This is a genomic window from Ewingella allii (assembly GCF_044430645.1).
In the GTDB taxonomy this organism is placed as follows: domain Bacteria; phylum Pseudomonadota; class Gammaproteobacteria; order Enterobacterales; family Enterobacteriaceae; genus Ewingella; species Ewingella allii.
This window is the reverse complement of sequence record NZ_JAWUDN010000002.1, coordinates 69422-89617: the sequence shown is the minus strand read 5'-3', so window position 1 is coordinate 89617 and position 20196 is coordinate 69422. Positions and strand designations below refer to the sequence as shown.

21 protein-coding genes are annotated in these 20196 nt (G+C 54.3%); 11 read left to right on the top strand and 10 right to left on the bottom strand.

What is annotated here, in order from left to right; all coding sequences use genetic code 11:
- Positions 1-97: 97 nt before the first annotated feature.
- A complete protein-coding gene (hda, locus tag SBO83_RS07175) occupies positions 98-805 on the top strand; it encodes a DnaA inactivator Hda (protein WP_185689525.1) in 708 nt (235 codons plus the stop codon).
- Between the two features lie 14 nt (positions 806-819).
- Here hda and arsC read toward each other — a convergent pair whose 3' ends face one another.
- Together arsC and bepA are read right to left on the bottom strand one after the other, a co-directional pair.
- Complete coding sequence (gene arsC, locus SBO83_RS07170) at positions 820-1176, bottom strand: arsenate reductase (glutaredoxin) (protein ID WP_034792112.1); 357 nt, start codon at positions 1174-1176, stop codon at positions 820-822.
- Between the two features lie 36 nt (positions 1177-1212).
- Positions 1213-2733: a beta-barrel assembly-enhancing protease gene (gene bepA / locus SBO83_RS07165; RefSeq protein ID WP_396130989.1), complete on the bottom strand. Its 1521-nt coding sequence runs from the start codon at positions 2731-2733 to the stop codon at positions 1213-1215.
- 268 nt (positions 2734-3001) lie between these two features.
- Between bepA and SBO83_RS07160 the strand changes: the two genes are divergently transcribed.
- Entirely contained in the window at positions 3002-4066 is a 1065-nt protein-coding gene (locus tag SBO83_RS07160) for an AI-2E family transporter (RefSeq protein WP_353502900.1), read from the top strand.
- Positions 4067-4149: 83 nt separating this feature from the next.
- Here the strand turns inward: SBO83_RS07160 and bcp are convergent, their stop codons facing one another.
- Positions 4150-4617, bottom strand: coding sequence for a thioredoxin-dependent thiol peroxidase (gene bcp / locus SBO83_RS07155; protein ID WP_034792107.1), 468 nt, complete (start codon positions 4615-4617; stop codon positions 4150-4152).
- Between the two features lie 12 nt (positions 4618-4629).
- Entirely contained in the window at positions 4630-5220 is a 591-nt protein-coding gene (locus SBO83_RS07150) for a glycine cleavage system transcriptional repressor (protein ID WP_396130988.1), read from the bottom strand.
- Between the two features lie 127 nt (positions 5221-5347).
- Between SBO83_RS07150 and dapA the strand changes: the two genes are divergently transcribed.
- From dapA to ypfH, 7 genes are all read left to right on the top strand, one after another.
- Positions 5348-6229 (top strand): 4-hydroxy-tetrahydrodipicolinate synthase, encoded by an 882-nt coding sequence (gene dapA, locus SBO83_RS07145; RefSeq protein ID WP_034792103.1) that lies wholly within the window; start codon positions 5348-5350, stop codon positions 6227-6229.
- Between the two features lie 16 nt (positions 6230-6245).
- The gene (gene bamC / locus SBO83_RS07140; protein WP_353502898.1) at positions 6246-7316 is read left to right on the top strand and encodes an outer membrane protein assembly factor BamC; all 1071 of its coding nucleotides are present in this window, start codon (positions 6246-6248) and stop codon (positions 7314-7316) included.
- A 100-nt stretch (positions 7317-7416) separates the two neighbouring features.
- Positions 7417-8130, top strand: a complete 714-nt coding sequence (gene purC, locus SBO83_RS07135) for a phosphoribosylaminoimidazolesuccinocarboxamide synthase (RefSeq protein ID WP_100937345.1) — start codon at positions 7417-7419, stop codon at positions 8128-8130.
- A gap of 258 nt (positions 8131-8388) precedes the next feature.
- Positions 8389-9255 carry a KPN_02809 family neutral zinc metallopeptidase gene (gene ypfJ / locus SBO83_RS07130; protein ID WP_396130987.1) on the top strand — a complete coding sequence of 289 codons (867 nt, stop codon included), beginning with the start codon at positions 8389-8391 and terminating at the stop codon, positions 9253-9255.
- Between the two features lie 118 nt (positions 9256-9373).
- A complete protein-coding gene (locus SBO83_RS07125; RefSeq protein WP_034792096.1) occupies positions 9374-9826 on the top strand; it encodes a DUF441 domain-containing protein in 453 nt (150 codons plus the stop codon).
- Positions 9827-9869: 43 nt separating this feature from the next.
- A complete protein-coding gene (locus SBO83_RS07120; protein ID WP_396131222.1) occupies positions 9870-11879 on the top strand; it encodes a tRNA(Met) cytidine acetyltransferase TmcA in 2010 nt (669 codons plus the stop codon).
- Between the two features lie 128 nt (positions 11880-12007).
- Complete coding sequence (gene ypfH, locus SBO83_RS07115) at positions 12008-12634, top strand: esterase (RefSeq protein WP_396130986.1); 627 nt, start codon at positions 12008-12010, stop codon at positions 12632-12634.
- Between the two features lie 63 nt (positions 12635-12697).
- Here ypfH and SBO83_RS07110 read toward each other — a convergent pair whose 3' ends face one another.
- From SBO83_RS07110 to SBO83_RS07090, 5 genes are all read right to left on the bottom strand, one after another.
- Positions 12698-12883, bottom strand: a complete 186-nt coding sequence (locus SBO83_RS07110; protein WP_396130985.1) for a hypothetical protein — start codon at positions 12881-12883, stop codon at positions 12698-12700.
- Between the two features lie 10 nt (positions 12884-12893).
- Positions 12894-13568 carry a M15 family metallopeptidase gene (locus SBO83_RS07105; RefSeq protein ID WP_396130984.1) on the bottom strand — a complete coding sequence of 225 codons (675 nt, stop codon included), beginning with the start codon at positions 13566-13568 and terminating at the stop codon, positions 12894-12896.
- Entirely contained in the window at positions 13565-14692 is a 1128-nt protein-coding gene (dapE, locus tag SBO83_RS07100) for a succinyl-diaminopimelate desuccinylase (protein ID WP_396130983.1), read from the bottom strand. The genes SBO83_RS07105 and dapE overlap by 4 nt, the downstream gene beginning before the upstream one ends.
- A 1-nt stretch (position 14693) precedes the next feature.
- On the bottom strand, positions 14694-15077 hold the full coding sequence (locus SBO83_RS07095; protein WP_396130982.1) for an ArsC family reductase: 384 nt from the start codon (positions 15075-15077) through the stop codon (positions 14694-14696).
- Between the two features lie 180 nt (positions 15078-15257).
- Positions 15258-15731 carry a tetratricopeptide repeat protein gene (locus SBO83_RS07090; protein WP_396130981.1) on the bottom strand — a complete coding sequence of 158 codons (474 nt, stop codon included), beginning with the start codon at positions 15729-15731 and terminating at the stop codon, positions 15258-15260.
- A 138-nt stretch (positions 15732-15869) separates the two neighbouring features.
- Between SBO83_RS07090 and ypfM the strand changes: the two genes are divergently transcribed.
- The gene (ypfM, locus tag SBO83_RS07085) at positions 15870-16046 is read left to right on the top strand and encodes a protein YpfM (RefSeq protein WP_396130980.1); all 177 of its coding nucleotides are present in this window, start codon (positions 15870-15872) and stop codon (positions 16044-16046) included.
- Positions 16047-16239: 193 nt separating this feature from the next.
- Here ypfM and acrD read toward each other — a convergent pair whose 3' ends face one another.
- The gene (gene acrD / locus SBO83_RS07080) at positions 16240-19422 is read right to left on the bottom strand and encodes a multidrug efflux RND transporter permease AcrD (RefSeq protein WP_396130979.1); all 3183 of its coding nucleotides are present in this window, start codon (positions 19420-19422) and stop codon (positions 16240-16242) included.
- A 418-nt stretch (positions 19423-19840) separates the two neighbouring features.
- Between acrD and SBO83_RS07075 the strand changes: the two genes are divergently transcribed.
- A complete protein-coding gene (locus tag SBO83_RS07075) occupies positions 19841-20125 on the top strand; it encodes a winged helix-turn-helix domain-containing protein (protein WP_396130978.1) in 285 nt (94 codons plus the stop codon).
- Positions 20126-20196: the final 71 nt, after the last annotated feature.

Genomic DNA, 20196 nt, shown 5'->3' with positions numbered 1-20196 from the left:
GCTTTCTGTTTATGGCGGCAACAACCCGAAAAATAACCATGAGATACGACTTTTTGTTGATAACAACATTTGCGGTTTATAAGCCGTATTGGTTGAGGTGCTTCTGAATACGCCGGCACAGCTTTCCCTGCCACTTTATCTTCCTGATGATGAAACCTTTGCCAGTTTTTATCCGGGGGAGAACCCCTCTCTGCTTTCTGCCATTCAAACGGCGCTGCATCAAGAGCACGGCACTTACATCTATTTCTGGTCGCGCGAGGGCGGTGGCCGCAGCCATTTGCTGCACGCAGCCTGTGCTGAACTCTCCCAGCGTGGCGAAGCGGTAGGCTATGTGCCTTTGGATAAACGCGCCTATTTCGTGCCGGAAGTGCTTGATGGCATGGAACATTTGGCGCTGGTTTGTATCGACAATATTGAAGGGATTGCGGGGGATGACGAGTGGGAAGCCGCCGTGTTCCACCTGTATAACCGCATTTTAGAAACCGGCCGTACCCGACTGTTTATTACCGGGGATCGCCCGCCGCGCCAGCTTAATCTCAGCTTGCCTGATCTCGCTTCGCGTTTGGATTGGGGGCAAATCTACAAGTTGCAGCCGCTGTCTGACGAAGAGAAGCTGCAGGCGCTGCAATTGCGCTCGAAACTGCGTGGGTTTGAACTGCCGGAGGACGTCGGTCGCTTCCTGCTGAAGAGGTTGGATCGCGAGATGCGCACGCTGTTTATGACGCTTGATCAGCTCGACAGAGCTTCCATCACGGCACAGCGCAAACTCACGATCCCCTTTGTGAAAGATATTCTTAACCTGTAATTCGGTTCGCCGATTTACAGGATCTCCAGCACCTGCTCAGGCGGGCGTCCCAACCGCGCTTTACCTTTCGACAGCACGATCGGGCGCTCAATCAAACGTGGATGATCGGCCAAGGCTTGCAGCAGCTGCTGCTCATTCAGCGCCGGATCGGCCAGATTCTCCTCTTTATAAATCTCTTCCCCTTTACGCATTAAATCGCGCGCAGAATCAAACCCCAGCTTCTTCACCAGCTCTTTCAGCGTATCCACCGACGGCGGCGTTTCAAGATATAAAATCACGTCCGGCTTAATGCCTTTATCTTCGAGTAACTTCAGCGTTTCTCGGCTCTTACTACAGCGCGGATTGTGATAAATCGCGACATCATGTTGCATAAGGTTCTTCCTCTCTGTTTATTGCTCAGCGTCCAATCAGCCCTTTTGATATTGGCGGAAGCGCTTCTGTAGCTGGCGCAACTGGTCAATACGGGCGTCATAGCGCGACTGTTCAAGACTGCCCAGCTTCTGCAATGCACTGGCGTTACTCAGAAGTTCGATGGCCTGATCAAGCTGGCCCATCAGCGCCATGCTTTCTGCCCTGGCCGCTAACTCTTGAGCGCGTAAGCCCTGCGCACCACTGGCTTGTGACAGTAAATCCCAACCATTTGGATCATTCGGGTAATTGAAAGTATAGCGGTTGAGGATGCGACTTGCGTTTGCAGGCTGGCCGCCTTCGAGATAAGCATTGGCTAAGTTGAGCAGCAACACCGGGTTTTTACTGGTTTCAGCATTGGCCTTTTCCAGCCGCGCAATGGCCTGTGGCGCGTGTTTCTGCTCGACATCGACGTCAGTGGCTAAGTCGAGGAACCAGTCATTGCCCGGGTTTTTCTCCAGCAAAGATTCCAAAATACTGCGCGCCTGATCGTACTTTTTGGCTTTGTAGAACTGCAACGCCTGACCATATTTCGCCGCCATCTGGTCGCGGATATTGCCGTTGCTCAGTTGAGTTAAATATTCATCGGTCAGCGGATTTCTTTCCGTGCCGTACATGCCGAGCATACGCACTTTAGCCAATAAATAGCTCTGCGAAGACTGAACGTTAAGGTGCGGCATCTGGTTAGCGCGGTTGCGGATGTCGGCCAGACGGCTGTCCGGCAAGGGGTGGGTCAGCAGCATTTCCGGCGGCTTGCTGGAGTAGCTCGATAGGTCCGCCAGCTTTTGTAAGAACGCGGGCATCGCCTGCGGGTCGAAGCCTGCACGTTGCAGAACCTGAATGCCGATACGGTCGGCTTCCTGCTCGTTACCCTGCGTAAAGCTGATCATTCCCTGCTGGGTACCGGCCAAGGTGCCGGTCAGGGCGGCCATACCGGCCTGCGGGCTGGCCATCGCCAGCAAGATAGAGCCGAGGGCGCCGACCCAGGTGAGCGGGGCGTTTTTGCGCTGATCTTCCATCGCGCGGGCCAGATGGCGCTGGGTCACGTGGGAGATTTCGTGCGCCATCACCGAGGCCAGCTGGCTTTCATTATCCGTATAGCGGAACAGGGCAGAGTGCAGCACCACGTTGCCGCCAAAGAAGGCAAAGGCGTTTAATTCATCGTTATTGACGATATAGAAGTGGAACGGCGTGCGCACCGAGTAGGCGCTGGCCACCAGCCGCTGCCCCAGCTCGTTGATGTAACGGTTGAGCAGCGGGTCATTAATCAGCGGGGTACTGGCGCGCATCTGGCGAACATAAAAATCGCCCATTTGCAGCTCCTGATTGATACTCAGGGTGCCGCCAGCCGTGGTGCCCATGTCGGGAAGCTGGTCAGTGATCGACGGCTTATTCGGATTGGAGGACGCAATCGGCGTGGTCCAATAACTGCTGTCATCGGCCAGGGCCGGCGTCAGGCTGCCGACCGTTAAGCTTCCCAATAATAGGGCTGTGAGCGTTTTTTTAAACCGCATCGCCATAATTAAATCATTCCTAGTGAATTCATCAACACTCTGACATAAACCGCTTTAAGAGTTATCCTTCCATGAACGCACTCCGGTACACTCCGGTACAGACATATTCTTGGCTATTTATCTGATACTTAACAATAGCGATTTCTGGAATATTTGCAGTGTCTCCCCCTGCACCCACTGTGACAACACATTCAACTAAAAGTTAGTTGCAGGCCGGGAGCTGACCATGAGTGTATGGGCTTGTCACATCAGGATCTAACAGGAGCGATATCCTATGCTTGAGATGTTATTACAATGGTACCGCCGACGTTTCACCGATCCTCAAGCCATTGCTTTGCTGGCCATTTTGGTCGCCGGTTTTTGCATTCTCTACTTCTTACATGGCATCCTCGCCCCTCTGCTGGTGGCAATTGTCTTGGCCTACCTGCTGGAATGGCCGGTGGTGCGTTTGCAGCATTTCGGACTATCCAGAACGCTGGCGACCAGCGTGGTGCTGCTGATTTTCGCCGGTATCGTGATGCTGGGCGTGTTTGTTATCGCGCCCGTCACTTGGCAACAGGGCATTAATTTGATGGCCGACCTGCCGAATATGCTCAACCGTTTCTATGATTTCGCCGCCACCTTGCCGAAACGCTACCCCGCGCTGGTGGATGCCGGGATCATCGACATGATGGCCGAAAACCTGCGCAGTAAGCTCTCCGGCGTGGGTGATAATCTGGTGAAGTTCTCTCTGGCGTCGCTGGTCGGGCTGCTGACGCTGGCTATATACCTAATTTTAGTGCCGATGATGGTGTTCTTCTTGCTTAAAGATAAAGAGCAGATGCTGTGCGCGGTGCGCCGGGTGTTGCCGCGTGACAGTGGTTTAGCCGGGCAGGTGTGGCAGGAGATGAACCAGCAAATCACCAACTATATTCGTGGCAAAGTGCTGGAGATGATTATCGTCGGCGTGGCGACCTATCTGGTGTTCTTCGTCATGGGGATGCGTTATTCGCTGCTGCTGTCCGTGCTGGTGGGGCTGTCGGTGCTCATTCCTTATATCGGCGCGATGCTGGTGACTATTCCGGTAGTGGTGGTGGCGCTGTTCCAGTGGGGGATGGGGGCGGACTTCTGGACGCTGTTTGTCGCCTATCTGGTGGTGCAGGGGCTGGATGGCAACGTGATTGTGCCGCTGCTGTTCTCTGAAGCCGTGAACTTGCACCCTCTGGTGATCATCCTGTCAGTAGTGATTTTTGGCGGGCTGTGGGGCTTCTGGGGGGTGTTCTTCGCTATCCCGCTCGCCACGCTGGTGAAAGCCGTGGTGCACGTCTGGCCTGACGAACTGCTTAACGAAACTACCTAAGCTGTAAATCGGCTGATAGAAGACATAAAAAAAGCGCGTCTGCGCTTTTTTTTATGTCAGTGTTAGTGCTCAACGCACAACGCTTATTGGCCGTTGATGTAGGCCAACACGATGTCGTGGTGATCGCTGGTTTTGAAGTTGTCGAATACTTTCTCAACCTTGCCATTGCCATCCAGCAGGAAGCTGATGCGATGGATACCGTCATAGGTTTTGCCCATAAAGGTCTTCTCGCCCCAGATGCCAAATGCCTGACAGACCTGATGATCTTCATCTGACAGCAGCGTGAAGTTCAGCAGCTCTTTTTCAGCAAATTTCGACAGTTTTTCTGGTTTATCAGTGCTGATCCCCAGCACTTCTACTCCGGCCTTTTTCAACTGATCCATGTTGTCACGCAGGCCACAGGCCTGAACGGTACAACCTGGGGTCATGGCCTTAGGGTAGAAATAAACCAGGACCTTCTGTCCCTGGAAGTCGGCCAGATTAATTTGTTCGCCGTCTTGGTCAGGCAAACTAAATTGCGGCGCAGGATCACCGGCTTTCAGTGGGTTCATTACAAATCTCCGTCAATTGTCATCATGCTGAGTGTTGCTCACGACGTTAATACTGCCTTGCGCTTTCAGTTCTGTACATAGCTGATGAAAGGCTTGTTCAATTATTGTAGCGTCAGTGTTAGCTGGGCTATGGGCGGTTATCTGTATAGACAACTGCGCCGGATTTTCACTGTCCGCAGGGCGGGTTTTAGAGGCCAGCTCAGCAATGTTCATTTGATGAGTATCGAATAAATCGGTGAATCGCTCAATCAGGTGCGGGGAGTCTTTTACGTCGACTTTCACCCAAACGGTGGCAGGCATTGGTGGCCGGTCATGGGCGCTGGTGCGTTTCATCACAATCAGTAACTCAAGCTCTGCGCCTTTTTGCGGCAGCGTGGACTCAATGAGCGTGATGGCGTTCCAACTACCTGAGAGGAACATGATAAACGTGAACTCGTCACCGAGCATTGCCAGACGGCTGTCTTCAATGTTGCAACCGCAACTGCTGACCTGACGGGTAATGGTGTTGACAATACCCGGACGGTCGGCACCCAGTGCGGTGATAACAAGATAGTGTTGTTGTTGCTGTTGCTGTTGCTGCGGCAAAATTGCTCTTCCTGTCATGCTTGGGAGTATTCCCAAGGTAAACATAAAAAAAACCGCCGGACAAGCGCTTACAACACGTTGATTGCTTGCTTTTGCAGTGGTGTCAAAAGTACCATGGATGACCTGTTTGTGGAGGGGAAGGTCAATGTTTACGGGAAGTATTGTTGCACTGGTTACGCCGATGGACGACAAAGGTGTTGTCGATCGCGCGAGTTTAAAAAAACTGATTGATTATCATGTGTCCAGTGGTACTGCGGCGATCGTTTCCGTAGGCACAACCGGTGAATCAGCCACCTTAACGCATGATGAGCACGGCGACGTGGTCATGCAGACGCTTGAGTTGGCTGACGGGCGCATTCCGGTTATCGCGGGGACGGGAGCTAATTCGACCGCGGAAGCGATTTCTCTCACCCAACGTTTCGAAGGCACTGGCGTAGTAGGCTGTCTCACCGTGACACCTTATTACAACCGCCCAACGCAGGAAGGCCTGTTCCAGCACTTTAAAGCCATTGCTGAACACACGGCGCTGCCGCAAATTCTCTACAACGTGCCTTCGCGTACTGGCTGCGACATGCTGCCAGCCACCGTGGCGCGTTTAGCAAAAATTAAGAATATTGTTGCTTTGAAAGAAGCGACAGGGAACTTAAGTCGTGTTAGCCAGATCCAAGTGCTGGTTGATGATGAAGACTTCATCTTGCTGAGCGGCGATGACGCCAGCGGGCTGGACTTCATGCAACTTGGCGGCAAAGGGGTTATTTCGGTCACTGCCAACGTGGCAGCGCGCGAAATGGCGCAACTTTGTGAGCTGGCGGCGCAGGGCAATTTTGCCGAAGCGCGCCGTTTAAATCAGCGCTTGATGCCGTTGCATCAGGATTTGTTTGTAGAAGCAAACCCAATTCCAGTGAAATGGGCCTGTAAGGCACTGGGGTTGATGGCAACCGATACTCTGCGTCTGCCTATGACGCCGTTAACAGATGCTGCCCGTCCGGTAGTGGAAAAAGCTCTTAAAAGCGCCGGTTTGCTGTAACTCTTAGGGAGATTTGATGGCCTGTTCATTAGTTCAAAAGACCAGATTGCAAAAGTCGATGGTAGCGAAAGTGGTGGGTGTGTCCCTCATTATGTTGCTGGCGGCATGTTCCAGCGATCAGCGCTACAAGCGTCAGGTAAGCGGCGATGAAGCTTATCTGGATGCCCCACCTGTCAGCGAATTAAAAACGCCAGCAGGGATGATTTTGCCTCTGCAAAACGGCACTTACGAAATTCCTTCCGGCTCGCTGAAAGGCAACGTCGGTAAGCAATTAGATATTCGTCCACCGCAGCAACCACTGGCTCTGCTCAATGGTTCTCGCACTCAGTTCAGCGGCGACAGCGGCACGGTATTGCTGGAAAACACCCCGCAGAACCGCGACCTGTGGAACAACGTGGTGAAAGCCGTTCAGCAAAACAATTTCAAAATTGCTAACCGTGACGATGCTAACCAGACGCTGACCACGGATATGGTTGATTGGAACCGTGCTGATGAAGATTTCCAATATCAGGGCCGTTACCAAATCACCGTGCAGCAGCAGGGCTACCAGCTGGCGCTGATTGCCAAAACGCTTGAATTGAAACAGCAAGACAAGGCGGTGACCTCACCGGCTGAGATCCAGCGTTACAACAGCCAGATGCTGAACTCCATTACGGCTAGCCTCGATAAAGTCCAACAGGACGAGCAGGCGCGTCTCGAAAACCGTAAAGTGGGCGAGATTGACGTCCAGAGCGGCGCAGATGATACCGGCCTGGCCGTGTTGATCGTGCGTTCAAGCTACGGCGTGGTTTGGGATCGCTTGCCGAATGCTTTGGCGAAAGCTGGCATGAAAGTGACCGACAGCAGCCGTCCGCAGGGTACGCTTTCTGTGACTTACAAACCGTTGAATGACGACGCGTGGGACACTCTGGGTGCCAAAGACCCGGGCCTTGCTTCCGGCGACTACAAAATTCAGGTCGGCGACCTTGATAACCGTAGTAGCTTGCAGTTCCTTGATCCTAAAGGACATGCACTCAGCCAGTCGCAGAACGATGCGATGGTTGCGGTCATGCAGGCTGCGTTTAACCAGAGCAGCGCGGCGAAGTAAGAATGAACTAAAAGGGGCTTCGGCCCCTTTTTACATCCCTCTTTTCATCGGTTATTTTTAAAGAATCACCATTAATTGTTTACTACTGGAGTAAGTAAAGATGCAAAAGTTAGCTGAGTTGTATCGCGGAAAGGCGAAAACCGTCTATACCACCGAAAACCCAGACCTGCTGGTTTTGGAGTTCCGTAATGATACATCAGCACTCGATGGCGAGCGTATTGAGCAGTTCGACCGTAAAGGCATGGTTAACAACAAATTTAACCATTTCATCATGAGCAAGTTGGAAGAAGCTGGCATTCCTACCCAAATGGAACGTCTGCTGTCGGATACCGAAGTGCTGGTGAAGAAGCTGGATATGGTTCCGGTTGAATGCGTTATCCGTAACCGCGCTGCTGGGTCGCTGGTAAAACGTCTGGGCATTGAAGAAGGTCTGGAATTGAACCCACCGCTGTTCGATTTATTCCTGAAAAACGATGCAATGCATGACCCAATGGTCAACGAGTCTTACTGCAAAACCTTCGGCTGGGTTAACGAAGAGAACTTAGCGCGCATGAAAGAGCTGAGCTACAAAGCTAACGACGTGCTGAGCAAGCTGTTCGACGACGCGGGCCTGATTCTGGTCGACTTCAAATTAGAGTTCGGTCTGTTCAAAGGCGAAGTGGTTCTCGGTGACGAGTTCTCTCCAGACGGTAGCCGCCTGTGGGACAAGCAAACGCTGAACAAGATGGACAAAGATCGCTATCGTCAAAGCCTCGGCGGCCTGATCGAAGCCTATGAAGAAGTGGCTCACCGTATTGGTGTGAAACTGGACTGATCGGCAACGATTTTTTCAGGCTAGCGACGCAATCGTTTACGCGGTGGCGTTAGATGCAATCTAGCCTGAATGCGCAGCAAACGGGTGGCCTATCTGGGCTGCCCGTTTTTCTTTTGGCTCCTGACTTATCTCAATTCCACTAAACCTATCTCAAATTCCATTCATTTCTGGAATAACTCCCGTAAAATTGCCCGCTTGGGGAAATGGTATTTCCCGCACTCATTATCTAGTCTTAAAAAAACAGCTGGGAGGTGGACTATGCGTTGGCAAGGGCGTCGCGAGAGCGACAATGTGGAAGACAGGCGCGGGCAGAGTTCGGGACCCGGCTTGGGCGGCGGCATGCGCCTGCCAATCCGCGGTAAAAGCGGCATAGTGATTATTATTGTGGTGCTGGTGGCGGGTTATTACGGCGTGGATCTCACTCCGTTAATTGACGGCGGCCAGTCCGGCGGGGTGCAGCAAACCCAGTCTCAGTCCATCAGCCCGAAAGATGATGAACAGGCTAAGTTCACCTCGGTAGTGCTGGCTTCCACCGAAGATACCTGGAAAGATATTTTCCAGCGTCAGGGCCAAACCTATGTCGACCCTAAACTGGTGATGTATCGCGGCCAAACCCGTACCGGCTGCGGCACCGGCCAGTCGGTCATGGGGCCATTCTACTGCCCAGCGGACAGCACGGTTTACATCGACCTGTCCTTCTATCAAGAGTTGAAAAACAAGCTCGGCGCGGGCGGAGACTTTGCTCAGGCCTACGTGGTGGCGCACGAGGTGGGACACCACGTGCAGCACCTGATGGGCATCGAGCGCAAAGTTCGCCAGATGCAGCAGGGCGCGTCGCAAACCACGGTGAATCAGCTTTCAGTGAAAATGGAGCTACAGGCCGACTGCTTCGCCGGCGTCTGGGGCCACAGCGTGCAGCAACAAAACATGCTGGAAGAGGGCGATCTGAAAGAGGCGCTGGACGCCGCGCAGGCGATTGGCGATGACCGTCTACAACAGCAGAGTCAGGGCCGCGTGGTGCCAGACAGCTTTACCCACGGCACGTCACAGCAGCGCTATACCTGGTTCAAACGCGGTTTCGACAGTGGCGATCCTAACCAGTGCAACACCTTTGCCAGCCGCTAATCGCCTGATATTTCAAGGCTGAATCGCTGGTTTGCATGGCAAAACTGTTCAATAATTGACGTCCGACTCTGAGAGGCTTTCGAGCCTCTCTTTCTTCTTTTGAACCGCTGGAATCGTTATGGCCTTTCTGGATCCAACCTTGCTCATTCTGCTGGTGTTCGCGGGTTTAGGCATCATCAGCAATAACAGCTCGGTCACTATTGCGATGTTTTTCCTGCTTACCGTGCGCATCACGCCGCTGAACCAGTTTTTCCCCTGGATTGAGCGCTATGGCTTAACCATCGGCATTATCGTGCTGACCATCGGGGTGATGGCGCCTATCGCCAGTGGGAAAATCAGTGCCAGCACGGTGGTTCACTCCTTTATGCACTGGAAGTCCATTCTGGCGATTTTGGTCGGCGTATTGGTGTCATGGCTGGGGGGCCGGGGCCTGACGCTGATGGGCTCGCAGCCTCATCTGGTTGCAGGGCTGTTAGTGGGAACTGTGCTTGGCGTCGCCTTCTTTAAAGGCGTGCCGGTGGGGCCGCTGATTGCCGCCGGGCTGCTCTCACTGATGGTCGGGAAGACCTGACGTGACGTCGCCATGGCCGCAGAAAATCACCTTGCAGCAGCAAATGCAGCGGCAGGGCATTCGCCATCTGCTGGTGATCAGCGGAGAAGCCGGCTGGTGCGCCGAGCAGGCCGCCGACTTTATTGAAGGCCAGCCCGGCGACTGGCCGTGGATGTCCGATATTCCGCCTCTATGGGTTGCTGAATCCCTGCCGTTTTCTGCTGCGCATACCTTGCTTGGGCAGGAGAGGCTCCACGGCGTGTTTGACGCCCGGCAGGGGCTGAACGTAGAAGCGCTGGCCGCCTTTGCCGGGACTTTGCAGGCGGGAAGCTGGCTGCTGCTCTTAGTGCCTGAGTGGCAGCTGTGGGCTGAAAAGCCGGACACTGACAGCCTGCGCTGGAGCGAGCAGCCCCGGCCCACCGCCACGCCGAACTTTATCCAGCGTTTTCAGTCTTTGATTTTGCAGGACGTGGCTTGCACGCTGCACCGCCAGCATCAACCTTGCCAGCTTACCGCTTTGCCAATGGCCGCCGACTGGGCGCCGCCCGACGGCCAGCCGACGCCGGAGCAGCAGCAGATTTTGCAGCAATTAAACGCGGCGCATAGCGGTATTTATGTGCTGACGGCCTCGCGCGGCCGGGGCAAATCCACCTTGGCCGGGATGTTAGTGGCTGACTGGCCCGGCGAGTGCTGGGTGACAGCTCCGGCCAAATCTGCTGCCGACAGGCTGGCCGAGCAGAGTGCGGGCAAGGTGCGTTTCTGGTCGCCAGATGCTTTGCTGGCGCAGCTCGAGCAGCATCCGGTGGAAAATGTCGACTGGCTGTTGATTGACGAAGCGGCGGCCATTCCTGCGCCGCAGCTTTCACGGCTAATTGCCGCTTTCCCCCGCGTTTTGCTCACCACCACGGTTCAAGGCTATGAGGGAACCGGGCGCGGTTTTATCCTTAAGTTCTGCGCCTCCCTGCCGCAGTGGCGTGATTTACGCCTCGACGCGCCGATCCGTTGGTCGAAAGCGGACCCGCTGGAGCCTTTCCTTAATCAGCTTTTGCTGTTCAACGATGCGCCCGCCGAAGTGCTCCCCAGTGAGCAATCACTTCAGCTAATAACCATTCAGCGCGGGGCGTGGCTAGCCGAGCCGGGCCTGCTGGCCGATTTTTACGGCCTGCTGACCAGCGCGCACTATCGCACTTCCCCCCTGGATTTGCGTCGCCTGATGGACGCCCCCGGTCAGTCGTTTGCCGCCGCTATGGCGGGTGACCGCGTCGCTGGAGCCATCTGGCTGGTGGAAGAGGGCGGGCTTGCTCCAGCGCTGGCCCATGAGGTGTGGGCAGGCAGACGCCGCCCGCGCGGCAATTTGGTGGCGCAATCACTGGCCGCCCACGGCGGGCAGATTGACGCCGCGGTGTTGCGCTCCCGCCGGGTTAGCCGCATTGCCGTGCAGCCAGATGTGCGGCGTCAGGGCATTGCGCGGGCTTTATTGGCGCAACAGGCTGAGGTGGCCGCCAACGAGGGGTTGGATTTTCTGTCCGTCAGCTTCGGCTATACCGCCGAGCTCAGTGCTTTGTGGCAGCAGGCCGGTTATCGCCTGTTGCGCGTGGGAAGCCAGTTGGAGGCCAGCAGCGGCTGTTACGCCGCCATGGGCGCGCTGCCTCTCAGTGACGCGGGCTGGCGCATGGTTGCACAGGCCGAGCGACAGCTGGCGCGCGACTGGCCTTGGTTGCAGCAGCTTATCGCCCTCGATCTGCATGTGGAACAGGACCAGAATCAGGCCCTCAATGAAACTGACTGGCGCGAACTGGCCGGTTTTGCTTTCGCCCATCGCGCCGTGGAGAGCAGCTATGCCGCCTTGCAGCGCCTGCTGCTGGCGAGTGAACTGCCGCTGGCCGCCCTGCGGGCGCATCTGCAAGATAAGTTATCCGCTACGCGATGTGTCGAACAGCTGAAATTGAGTGGTCGTAAAGCCCTGCTCCAGCGCTGGCGACAAGAGGCAGTGCAGGCGCTAACGCAGCTCGACGCCGTGCGCTGCGAGACGTGGTGCAGCTTCGCCAAACCGCAAAATGGCGCTGGGGAATAGCCTGATTTCATTGCAATAAATGGAACGACTCGTTCAACAAAACCCAATTTACCCGGTTGTGAACCTAGGTATAGTGGCAGGAGAAACGCGCCGCTGTGCGCAGTAATGAGGATTGAAAGGAAAAGGTCATGGCGAGTCAAAATGTGATTGTCCAACAGCCGGAAGGTGCCGCGAACAAACTGATCCTGCTGTTTCACGGCGTGGGGGATAACCCGGTGTCGATGGGCGAGGTGGGGAAGTTCTTCGCCAAGGCTTTCCCTCAGGCGCAGGTGGTCAGCGTGGGTAGCCCGGATCCCTGTGATTTTGGCCGGGGGTTCCAATGGTTCTCCGTGCAAGGCGTGACCGAGAAAAACCGCCAGTCGCGCATTGACGAGGCGCTGCCGCTGTTTGTTCGCACCGTGCGTGAATGGCAGGCCAGCAGCGGCGTGGCGGCGCAAGACACGGTGATTATCGGTTTCTCGCAGGGCAGCATTATGGCGCTGGAATCCACAAAAGTTGAGCAGGGATTGGCGGGGCAAATCATTGCTTACAGCGGGCGTTTCGCCACTTTACCCGAGCAGCCGATTGCGGCGGAGACCCGAGTGCATTTGATTCATGGCGAGCAGGACCCGATCATCAATCCGTATCAGTCGAAAACCGCCTTTGAGCGTTTGCAGACTCTGGGATGTGACGCGACCTTAGATTTGCTGCCGCACATGGCGCACGGGCTGGATGAAGAGATGATCGCGCTGGCGCTGGGGTATTTGCGAGGTTAGGTGATTGTTTTGCGCCCTCTCCTTTCTAAGGAGAGGGCGCAAAACCAGAGTCAAATCAAAAATCTACTTCTTCTTCGGCCAATCGTCTTCTTCGTCCCACTGGGCATTGTTATCACGATGCGGTGGGATTTCAGGCTTATCATTGAGGTATTTTTTCACATCTACGCGGTTTAACTCTTTGATCCCGCTGATGATGATGCCCGCCAGTATGATCAAAATAATCCACCAGTAATCTTTAATCCACTCCATGGCTGACTCCTTATTGTTTTGGTATTGCGATAAAACGCGGGAAAATCGTTGCCAGATGATGCGTCACCCAGTCACAGCCCGCAACCTCTTGTCCTCGCCATGCTTCAATCAGCACCTCTGGCGTCAGCCGTGCTTCACACTGCGCTGCCAAAGGTCGATAACTCAAATGCCAGGGTTCGACGGCGACGCCGCCACGGTCGATATCATAAGGGCGATAAAAACCAAAGCTCGCCATATTCTCTGAAAGCCACTGATTCAGGTCGGCGAAATAGCCGCCCGTCTCATACTCCCACGGTTCCAGCTGCAGCTTGCTCCCTTCTGGCAGTAGGTCGGGATCGTAAATATCCAGATCACTGCCCCAGTGATGGCGGCTGGCACCCGGCAGGGCAGACCAGCGTAAAATCAGCTCGCAGCGCTCTGCATCACTCAGCGAAGCCACCTCAACCGGGCGGCTCTCCTTATCTAATACTGGGCGCTCGCCGCGAAATTTGCCATTCCAAATCGCTAATTGCCGCTCAAAATCACGAAAGGTGCTCGCCGGTTGCAAGTTAAAACCAGCCAGACGAGCCGCGTCTTGCATGCGGATGAAAGCTTCTACGGCCTCGGGCTGTAGCCGATGTGGACCCTCACTGATGGGCGCGAGGTGGGCCGCCGATCGGCCGGTCAACATCAGATTATCTATCATGCGACCAGTTGCTCCATGATTCGCTGGTACATGCGGCTCAACAGTTGCAGGTCGGCGGCATGGACACATTCATTGATTTTATGGATGGTGGCGTTCACCGGACCCAGCTCAACCACCTGCGCCCCCATCAGCGCGATGAAACGCCCGTCGGACGTGCCGCCAGTGGTTTGTAGCTCTGGGGTGATTTCGCTGTAATGGCGAACCGCGTTCACTACGGCGTCAACCAATTCGCCACGGGAAGTGAGGAACGGCTGGCCGGAAACCACCCAGTTTAGCGTGTATTGCAGATTGTGCCGGTCGAGCAGCTCTGCCACGCGCTGCTTGATGATGGCGTCGGTCAGTTCGGTGCTAAAGCGGAAGTTGAACTGCACGTACAGCTCGCCGGGAATGACGTTGTTGCTGCCGGTTCCGGCATTGATATTGGCGATCTGCATGCTGGTCGGCGGGAAGAATTCATTGCCCTGATCCCACTCGGTGGCGACCAGTTCATTCAGCGCGGGCATGGCGCGGTGCACTGGGTTATCTGCCAGATGCGGGTAAGCCACGTGGCCCTGTACGCCGTGAACGTGCAGGTTGGCGGTCATGGAGCCGCGACGGCCATTTTTGACAATATCGCCTACGCGGGTGGTGCTGGACGGTTCGCCCACCAGACAGAAATCTAAACGCTCGCGGCGCTCCATCAGCGCATTAACCACTTTTACCGTGCCATTGATCGCGCTGGCCTCTTCGTCGGAGGTGATCAGGAAGGCCAGACGACCTTTGTGGTTCGGATTGCTGGCGACGAAACGCTCGGCGGCAACCACCATGGCGGCCAGCGAGCCTTTCATATCTGCCGCGCCGCGGCCATAGAGCATGCCGTCGCGCAGGGCTGGCTCAAATGGGCCTGTGACCCACAGGCTCGGGTCGCCGGTCGGCACCACGTCAGTGTGGCCCGCGAAAGCCAAGGTTTTACCTTCGCCACGGGTGGCCCAGAAATTCAGGGTGTCGCCAAAGTTCATCGGCTCAATTTTAAAGCCGATGGCTTTGAGGCGCGCAATCATAATTTCCTGACAGCCCGCGTCGTCCGGGCTGAGAGAGGGGCGGCGAATTAACTGTTGTGCTAAATCGAGAACGGGGCAGCTCATGTTATTTCACCTGTGCAATAAATTGCTGATAGCTTTCTGGCTTGAAGCCAAGCAAGGATTCGCCGCTGGCGGCCAATAAAAATGGGCGCTTAATCATGGCGGGATGCTCCAGCATCAAGGCTTTGGCGGCATCCTGATTGTCACAGGCGGCGCGGGTGGCTTCATCCAGCTTGCGCCAGGTGGTTCCCTTGGTATTGAGCAGCGCTTCCCAACTCTGTTTGTCAATCAACTGCTGTAACAGCTCGGCATCAAGCCCGTCTACGCGATAATCATGAAAGCGATAATCGCTGCCGTTATCTTCTAACCAGCGACGCGCTTTTTTAATGGTGTCGCAATTTTTAATACCGTAGAGGATGAAAGGAGTCTTTGAGGATGTTTCTGCCATGGGAAAACGTTACCTGTTATAAGCTGAAAGTGCCTGTCAACCAGCCTCGGGCTGATGTAATAAGATGAGGCACATAATGCGTGAAAATCCCTTAGGGGTCTACCTGAGGCACGGATTGAAAGATTAAATTCAAAGAGTGTAAGAATTATTAAAAATATTAATGAATATTTACAGTGACTATTATTCGATTCGATCCAAGTCATCACTATAAAAGGTGATGGCTTTCTTATAGCGAATAATCTCTTCGCTGGAATTACTGCTGATCAGCAGCATTAATAATTGCGCCACGGCCTCTTTGGCATGGCCGAGATTATATAAGGTCATGGCGCGGAACATCCTGATTTCGCTGGCGTTCGGAAACTTCTTCAGCCCGATGTCAAAGGTTTCCAGAGACTCGTGATAGCGGCCTAAAGCACGGTAAGTGCTGCCTAAACCGAGGTAGGCGTCGCGTAAATCCTGACCACTCAGCTGGTGATTAATGGCGGCCTGATAAAACGGAATGGCCTGCTGCTCGAGTCCAAGACAGTCATAAAGCGACGCCACGGTATAAAGCAGTTGCGGGTTTTGTGGCAAAGAGGCGAGCAACCCCAGTGCGTTTTGCAGTGCATCCTCATAGCGCCCCTGAGCGCTTAAATTCTCAATAGTTTGCAGCATTACTCTGACCTTATGGGTTCTTTTTGTTGGATATTGAACAGTTGCGACATGCTTGTCAGCGACTTAAGCCAAATAAAATAACCTTTCGGCACGCGAAGGGCAAATAACTGAGGGATTTTTAGCCGTATTGCTAAGCGTATGATTAGTTTGATTACCGGTTTTACTACTGTGATCCTGATTAAAATATCGTTAATTAGAATTTGTGAGGTTAATTTTTCGCCGTATAATCCCTTTCGTCAATTCAAGGGGAGTACCATGGTCGAGCAAGAGTTAGTTAACTGGAAAGACTTTATCGACGCTATGCTGCGCGGTTAATCGCCAGTCTGAGATAAGATAAAGTAAAAAATAAGAGTGTAATGAAGTCCTTCTTAACGTTTTAAATGCTTTAAATTAAAAGCACCAACGGGACCAGAATTAGTACCTAATTAGAAAACATTTATTAGAGTACTTTAAATAAAAAGGCGCTAATTTGATTAGCGCCTTTTTCTATGGGGTATTTTCACCGTGGTTATTTATGCGGATCGCCATGCGGGCCGGAATGAGGTTCTGGCGCGGCTTCAACAATATCGCCAATCAGCGGCGCGACGGTTGGCTTCGCCGGGAAGCGGCGGCGCACTAGCATAAAGAACAGTGGCACGAAGAAGATAGCCAGTACGGTGGCGGAAATCATCCCGCCGATAACGCCGGTGCCCACGGCGTGCTGGCTGGCAGAGCCTGCGCCTTGGCTGGTCGCCATTGGCAGCACGCCGAAGACGAAGGCCAGCGAGGTCATCAGAATCGGGCGCAAACGCATGCGGGAGGCTTCAAGCGTCGCTTCCAACAGCGCCTTGCCTTTGAGGTTCAGATCATTGGCGAATTCGACAATCAGAATGGCGTTCTTCGCTGACAGCCCGATGATGGTCAACATCCCCACCTGAAAATAGACGTCGTTTTCCAACCCGCGTAGCCAAGTGGCAATCACCGCACCAATTACGCCCAGTGGCACAACCAGCATCACCGAGAACGGAATGGACCAGCTTTCATACAGCGCCGCCAGGCACAGGAAGACTACCAACAGTGAAATGGCATACAGCGCCGGGGCCTGTGCCCCTGACAGACGCTCCTGATAAGAAAGGCCGGTCCACTCAAGGCCAAAACCGCTTGGCAGCTTGGCGACCAGTTTCTCCATGGTGTCCATAGCCGCGCCGCTGCTGACCCCCTGCGCCGCTTCACCCACAATTTCTACTGCGGAATAGCCGTTATAGCGTTCGAGACGCGGCGAGCCGGTTTCCCAATGGGAAGTGGCAAAGGCGGAGAACGGCACCATGCCGCCGCTGCTGTTGCGCACATACCATTTATTCACGTCGTCCGGCAGCATGCGGTAAGGCGCGTCGGCCTGCACGTATACCTTCTTCACGCGGCCGCGATCGACGAAGTCATTGACGTAGGTCGAGCCCCACGCGGTGCTCAGCGTGCTGTTGATATCGGAAATCGCCACGCCCAGCGCCTGTGCTTTGGCTTGGTCAATTTCGATTTGCAACTGAGGGCTGTCATCCAAACCGTTGTGACGCACGCGGCTCAGACTTGGGTCTTTGCTGGTCATATCCAATAGCTGGTCGCGCGCATTCATTAATGCATCGTGGCCTAAGCCGGCGTGATCCTGCAATTCCATATCGAAGCCTGCCGAGGTGCCTAAACCGTTGATTGACGGCGGGGCGCTGGCAATAACGCGGGCTTCTTTAATGTGGCGGAACTCTTTGGTGGCGCGCTCGATGATGTCCTGCGCCGAGTTGCCACTGGCAGTTCGGTCATCCCAGTCGGTTAAACGCACGAACATACGGGCGACGTTCTGCCCGTTACCGCCGGGGCCTGCGCCCAAGGTTGCGAACACCGATACCACGTCTTTAGTCTCTTTGGTCAGCAGGTAGTGCTCAATCTTCTCCACCACTTTCTGCGTCTGTTGCAACGTCGAACCCGGCGGCAGCTGGACCTGAATGGTGAATACCCCTTGGTCTTCCTGCGGCAGGAAGGAGGTTGGCAATTTGACGAAAAGGAACGCCAGCAGGCCGACAATCAGCAGGTAGCCCAGCATGAAGCGCACGCTGTGTTTCAGTACGCTGCCGACGCCATTTTCATAGCGATTGGCGTTGCGATCGAACATCCGGTTGAACCAGCCGAAGAAGCCGGTTTTGCCATGATGATGCCCTTTGGCAATAGGTTTCAGGATGGTAGAACACAGGGCAGGGGTGAGGGTCAGCGCAACAAACACCGACAGCACCATAGCGGCGACAATGGTGATGGAAAACTGGCGGTAAATCGCGCCGGTGGTGCCGCCAAAGAAGGCCATCGGGATAAACACCGCTGAAAGCACCATGGTGATACCGACCAACGCACTTTGAATCTGCCCCATGGATTTTCGCGTGGCTTCTCTGGGGCTTAGCCCCTCCTCGCTCATCACGCGCTCGACGTTTTCCACCACCACGATGGCGTCATCCACCAATAGGCCGATGGCCAGCACCATGGCGAACATGGTGAGGGTGTTGATGGTGTATCCAAACTGATGCAGCACCACGAAGGTGCCTAACAGTACCACCGGCACGGCGATGGTTGGGATAAGCGTAGCGCGGAAGTTCTGCAAAAACAGATACATGACTAAGAATACCAGCACGATAGCTTCAAACAGCGTTTTCACCACGTCGGTGATCGCGGCTTTAACGAACGGCGTGGTTTCATAGGCGATGCGGGTTTCGAGGCCGTGCGGGAAGTACTTTTCCAGCTCAGTAAGGCGGGCACGTACCAGCGTGTCGGTTTGCAGCTCGTTGGCACCGGAGGCCAGTTGAACACCCATCCCGGAAGCCGCCTGACCGTTATAGCGGCTCAGAATGCTGTAATCTTCCGCGCCTAAACCGATGGTGGAAACATCGCCGAGCTTCACCTGTGAGCCGTCTGCATTGACTCGCAGCGTGATGTCGCGGAACTGCTGCGGCGTTTGCAGTTGTGACTGGGCGTTGACCGTGGCGTTCAGCGCCTGGAAATCAACCGACGGCGCGCCGCCGAGCTGGCCTACCGCCACTTGGCTGTTCTGCGCCTTGATCGCATTCACCACGTCGGTGGTGGTCAGTGAATAGTTATTGAGTTTATTCGGGTTGAGCCAGATACGCATGGCGTACTGTGAACCGTAGGCGGTGATGCTGCCCACGCCATCAATACGGCTCAGCGGGTCCTGAATGTTGGACGCCACGTAGTCGGCGATATCCTGTTTATCCATGCTGCCGTCGGTGGAGACGAAGGCCACGGTCATCAGGTTGGTATCACCGGTTTTGGAGACGGTAACCCCTTGCGTTTGTACATCCTGCGGCAAGCGCTTCAGGGCCTGTTGCAGCTGGTTTTGCACCTGCTGCAAAGCCTCGTTGGGGTCCGTACCGGCAACGAAACTGAGGGTGATCTGCGATTTACCGTTGCTGCTACTTTGCGACGACATGTACATCAGGTTGTCCAACCCGGTCATGTTCTGCTCAATGATCTGCGTAACGGTATTTTCTAATGTTTGTGCTGACGCGCCCGGATAGGTCGCGGTAATACGCACGTTTGGCGGTGCTAAGTCTGGATATTGCTCAATGGGTAAAGAGTGAATGGCCAGTGCGCCGGATAAAGAGATAATGATCGCTAAAACCCAAGCAAAAATTGGGCGATCGATAAAAAAGTTGGCCATGCGTCAAAAACCTCATTATCACCAAAACAGCGTGAAGAACATCAGCAAATAAACAGAATGTCGGTCACCTGGGGTGAAGTTATATTCTGACAAATAGTGCAGCGCTAAAGATCCCAGCGCGTCGATGCTGTGCATCGAAATTATTATCCATTCCCAATAAGGATGCCGCAATGCGACGTGTAAGCACTTTACCCGCAACTCGCTAAGAAAACGTGGAGAAATAAAGGAGATAATGTAAAAAATAATAGCCCTGACACATTATCAAACCGGTAATTTTCCTACGTTCAGACTACTATTTGATGACAGAAACAAGATGTGCACTATTTGCGATTCGGACGAATGCGCGCTGGAGATAGTCAGAATAAAGTGCCGTTAAACGTCAATGCAAACAAAAAACGAAGCAGATCAGGAGTTATTCATGGAATTGAATTCAGTCTTTGCTCGCCGATTATATCTCTGTTGGTTGTTGAAAAATGAACCACGCCTAAACGTACCCAAATTAATGGCGCATACCGGCTGGCCGCGCCGGACATTACAGGATGTTTTGAAAGCACTGCCGGGCATGGGCATCGAACTCGAATTTGTACAGCAGGGGATCAGAAATAACGACGGCTATTACCAGATAAAAGAGTGGGGGCCGATTGATGCCGCGTGGCTTGACCGTCACCCGGATCTGCTGCTCGAAGCCATCGCCAGAGGATAAACGCCAGTGCGCGGCATATATTTCCTTTGTCATCCCCTCCCTAAGACGCCTATGATGGCTGGCTTCTCTCA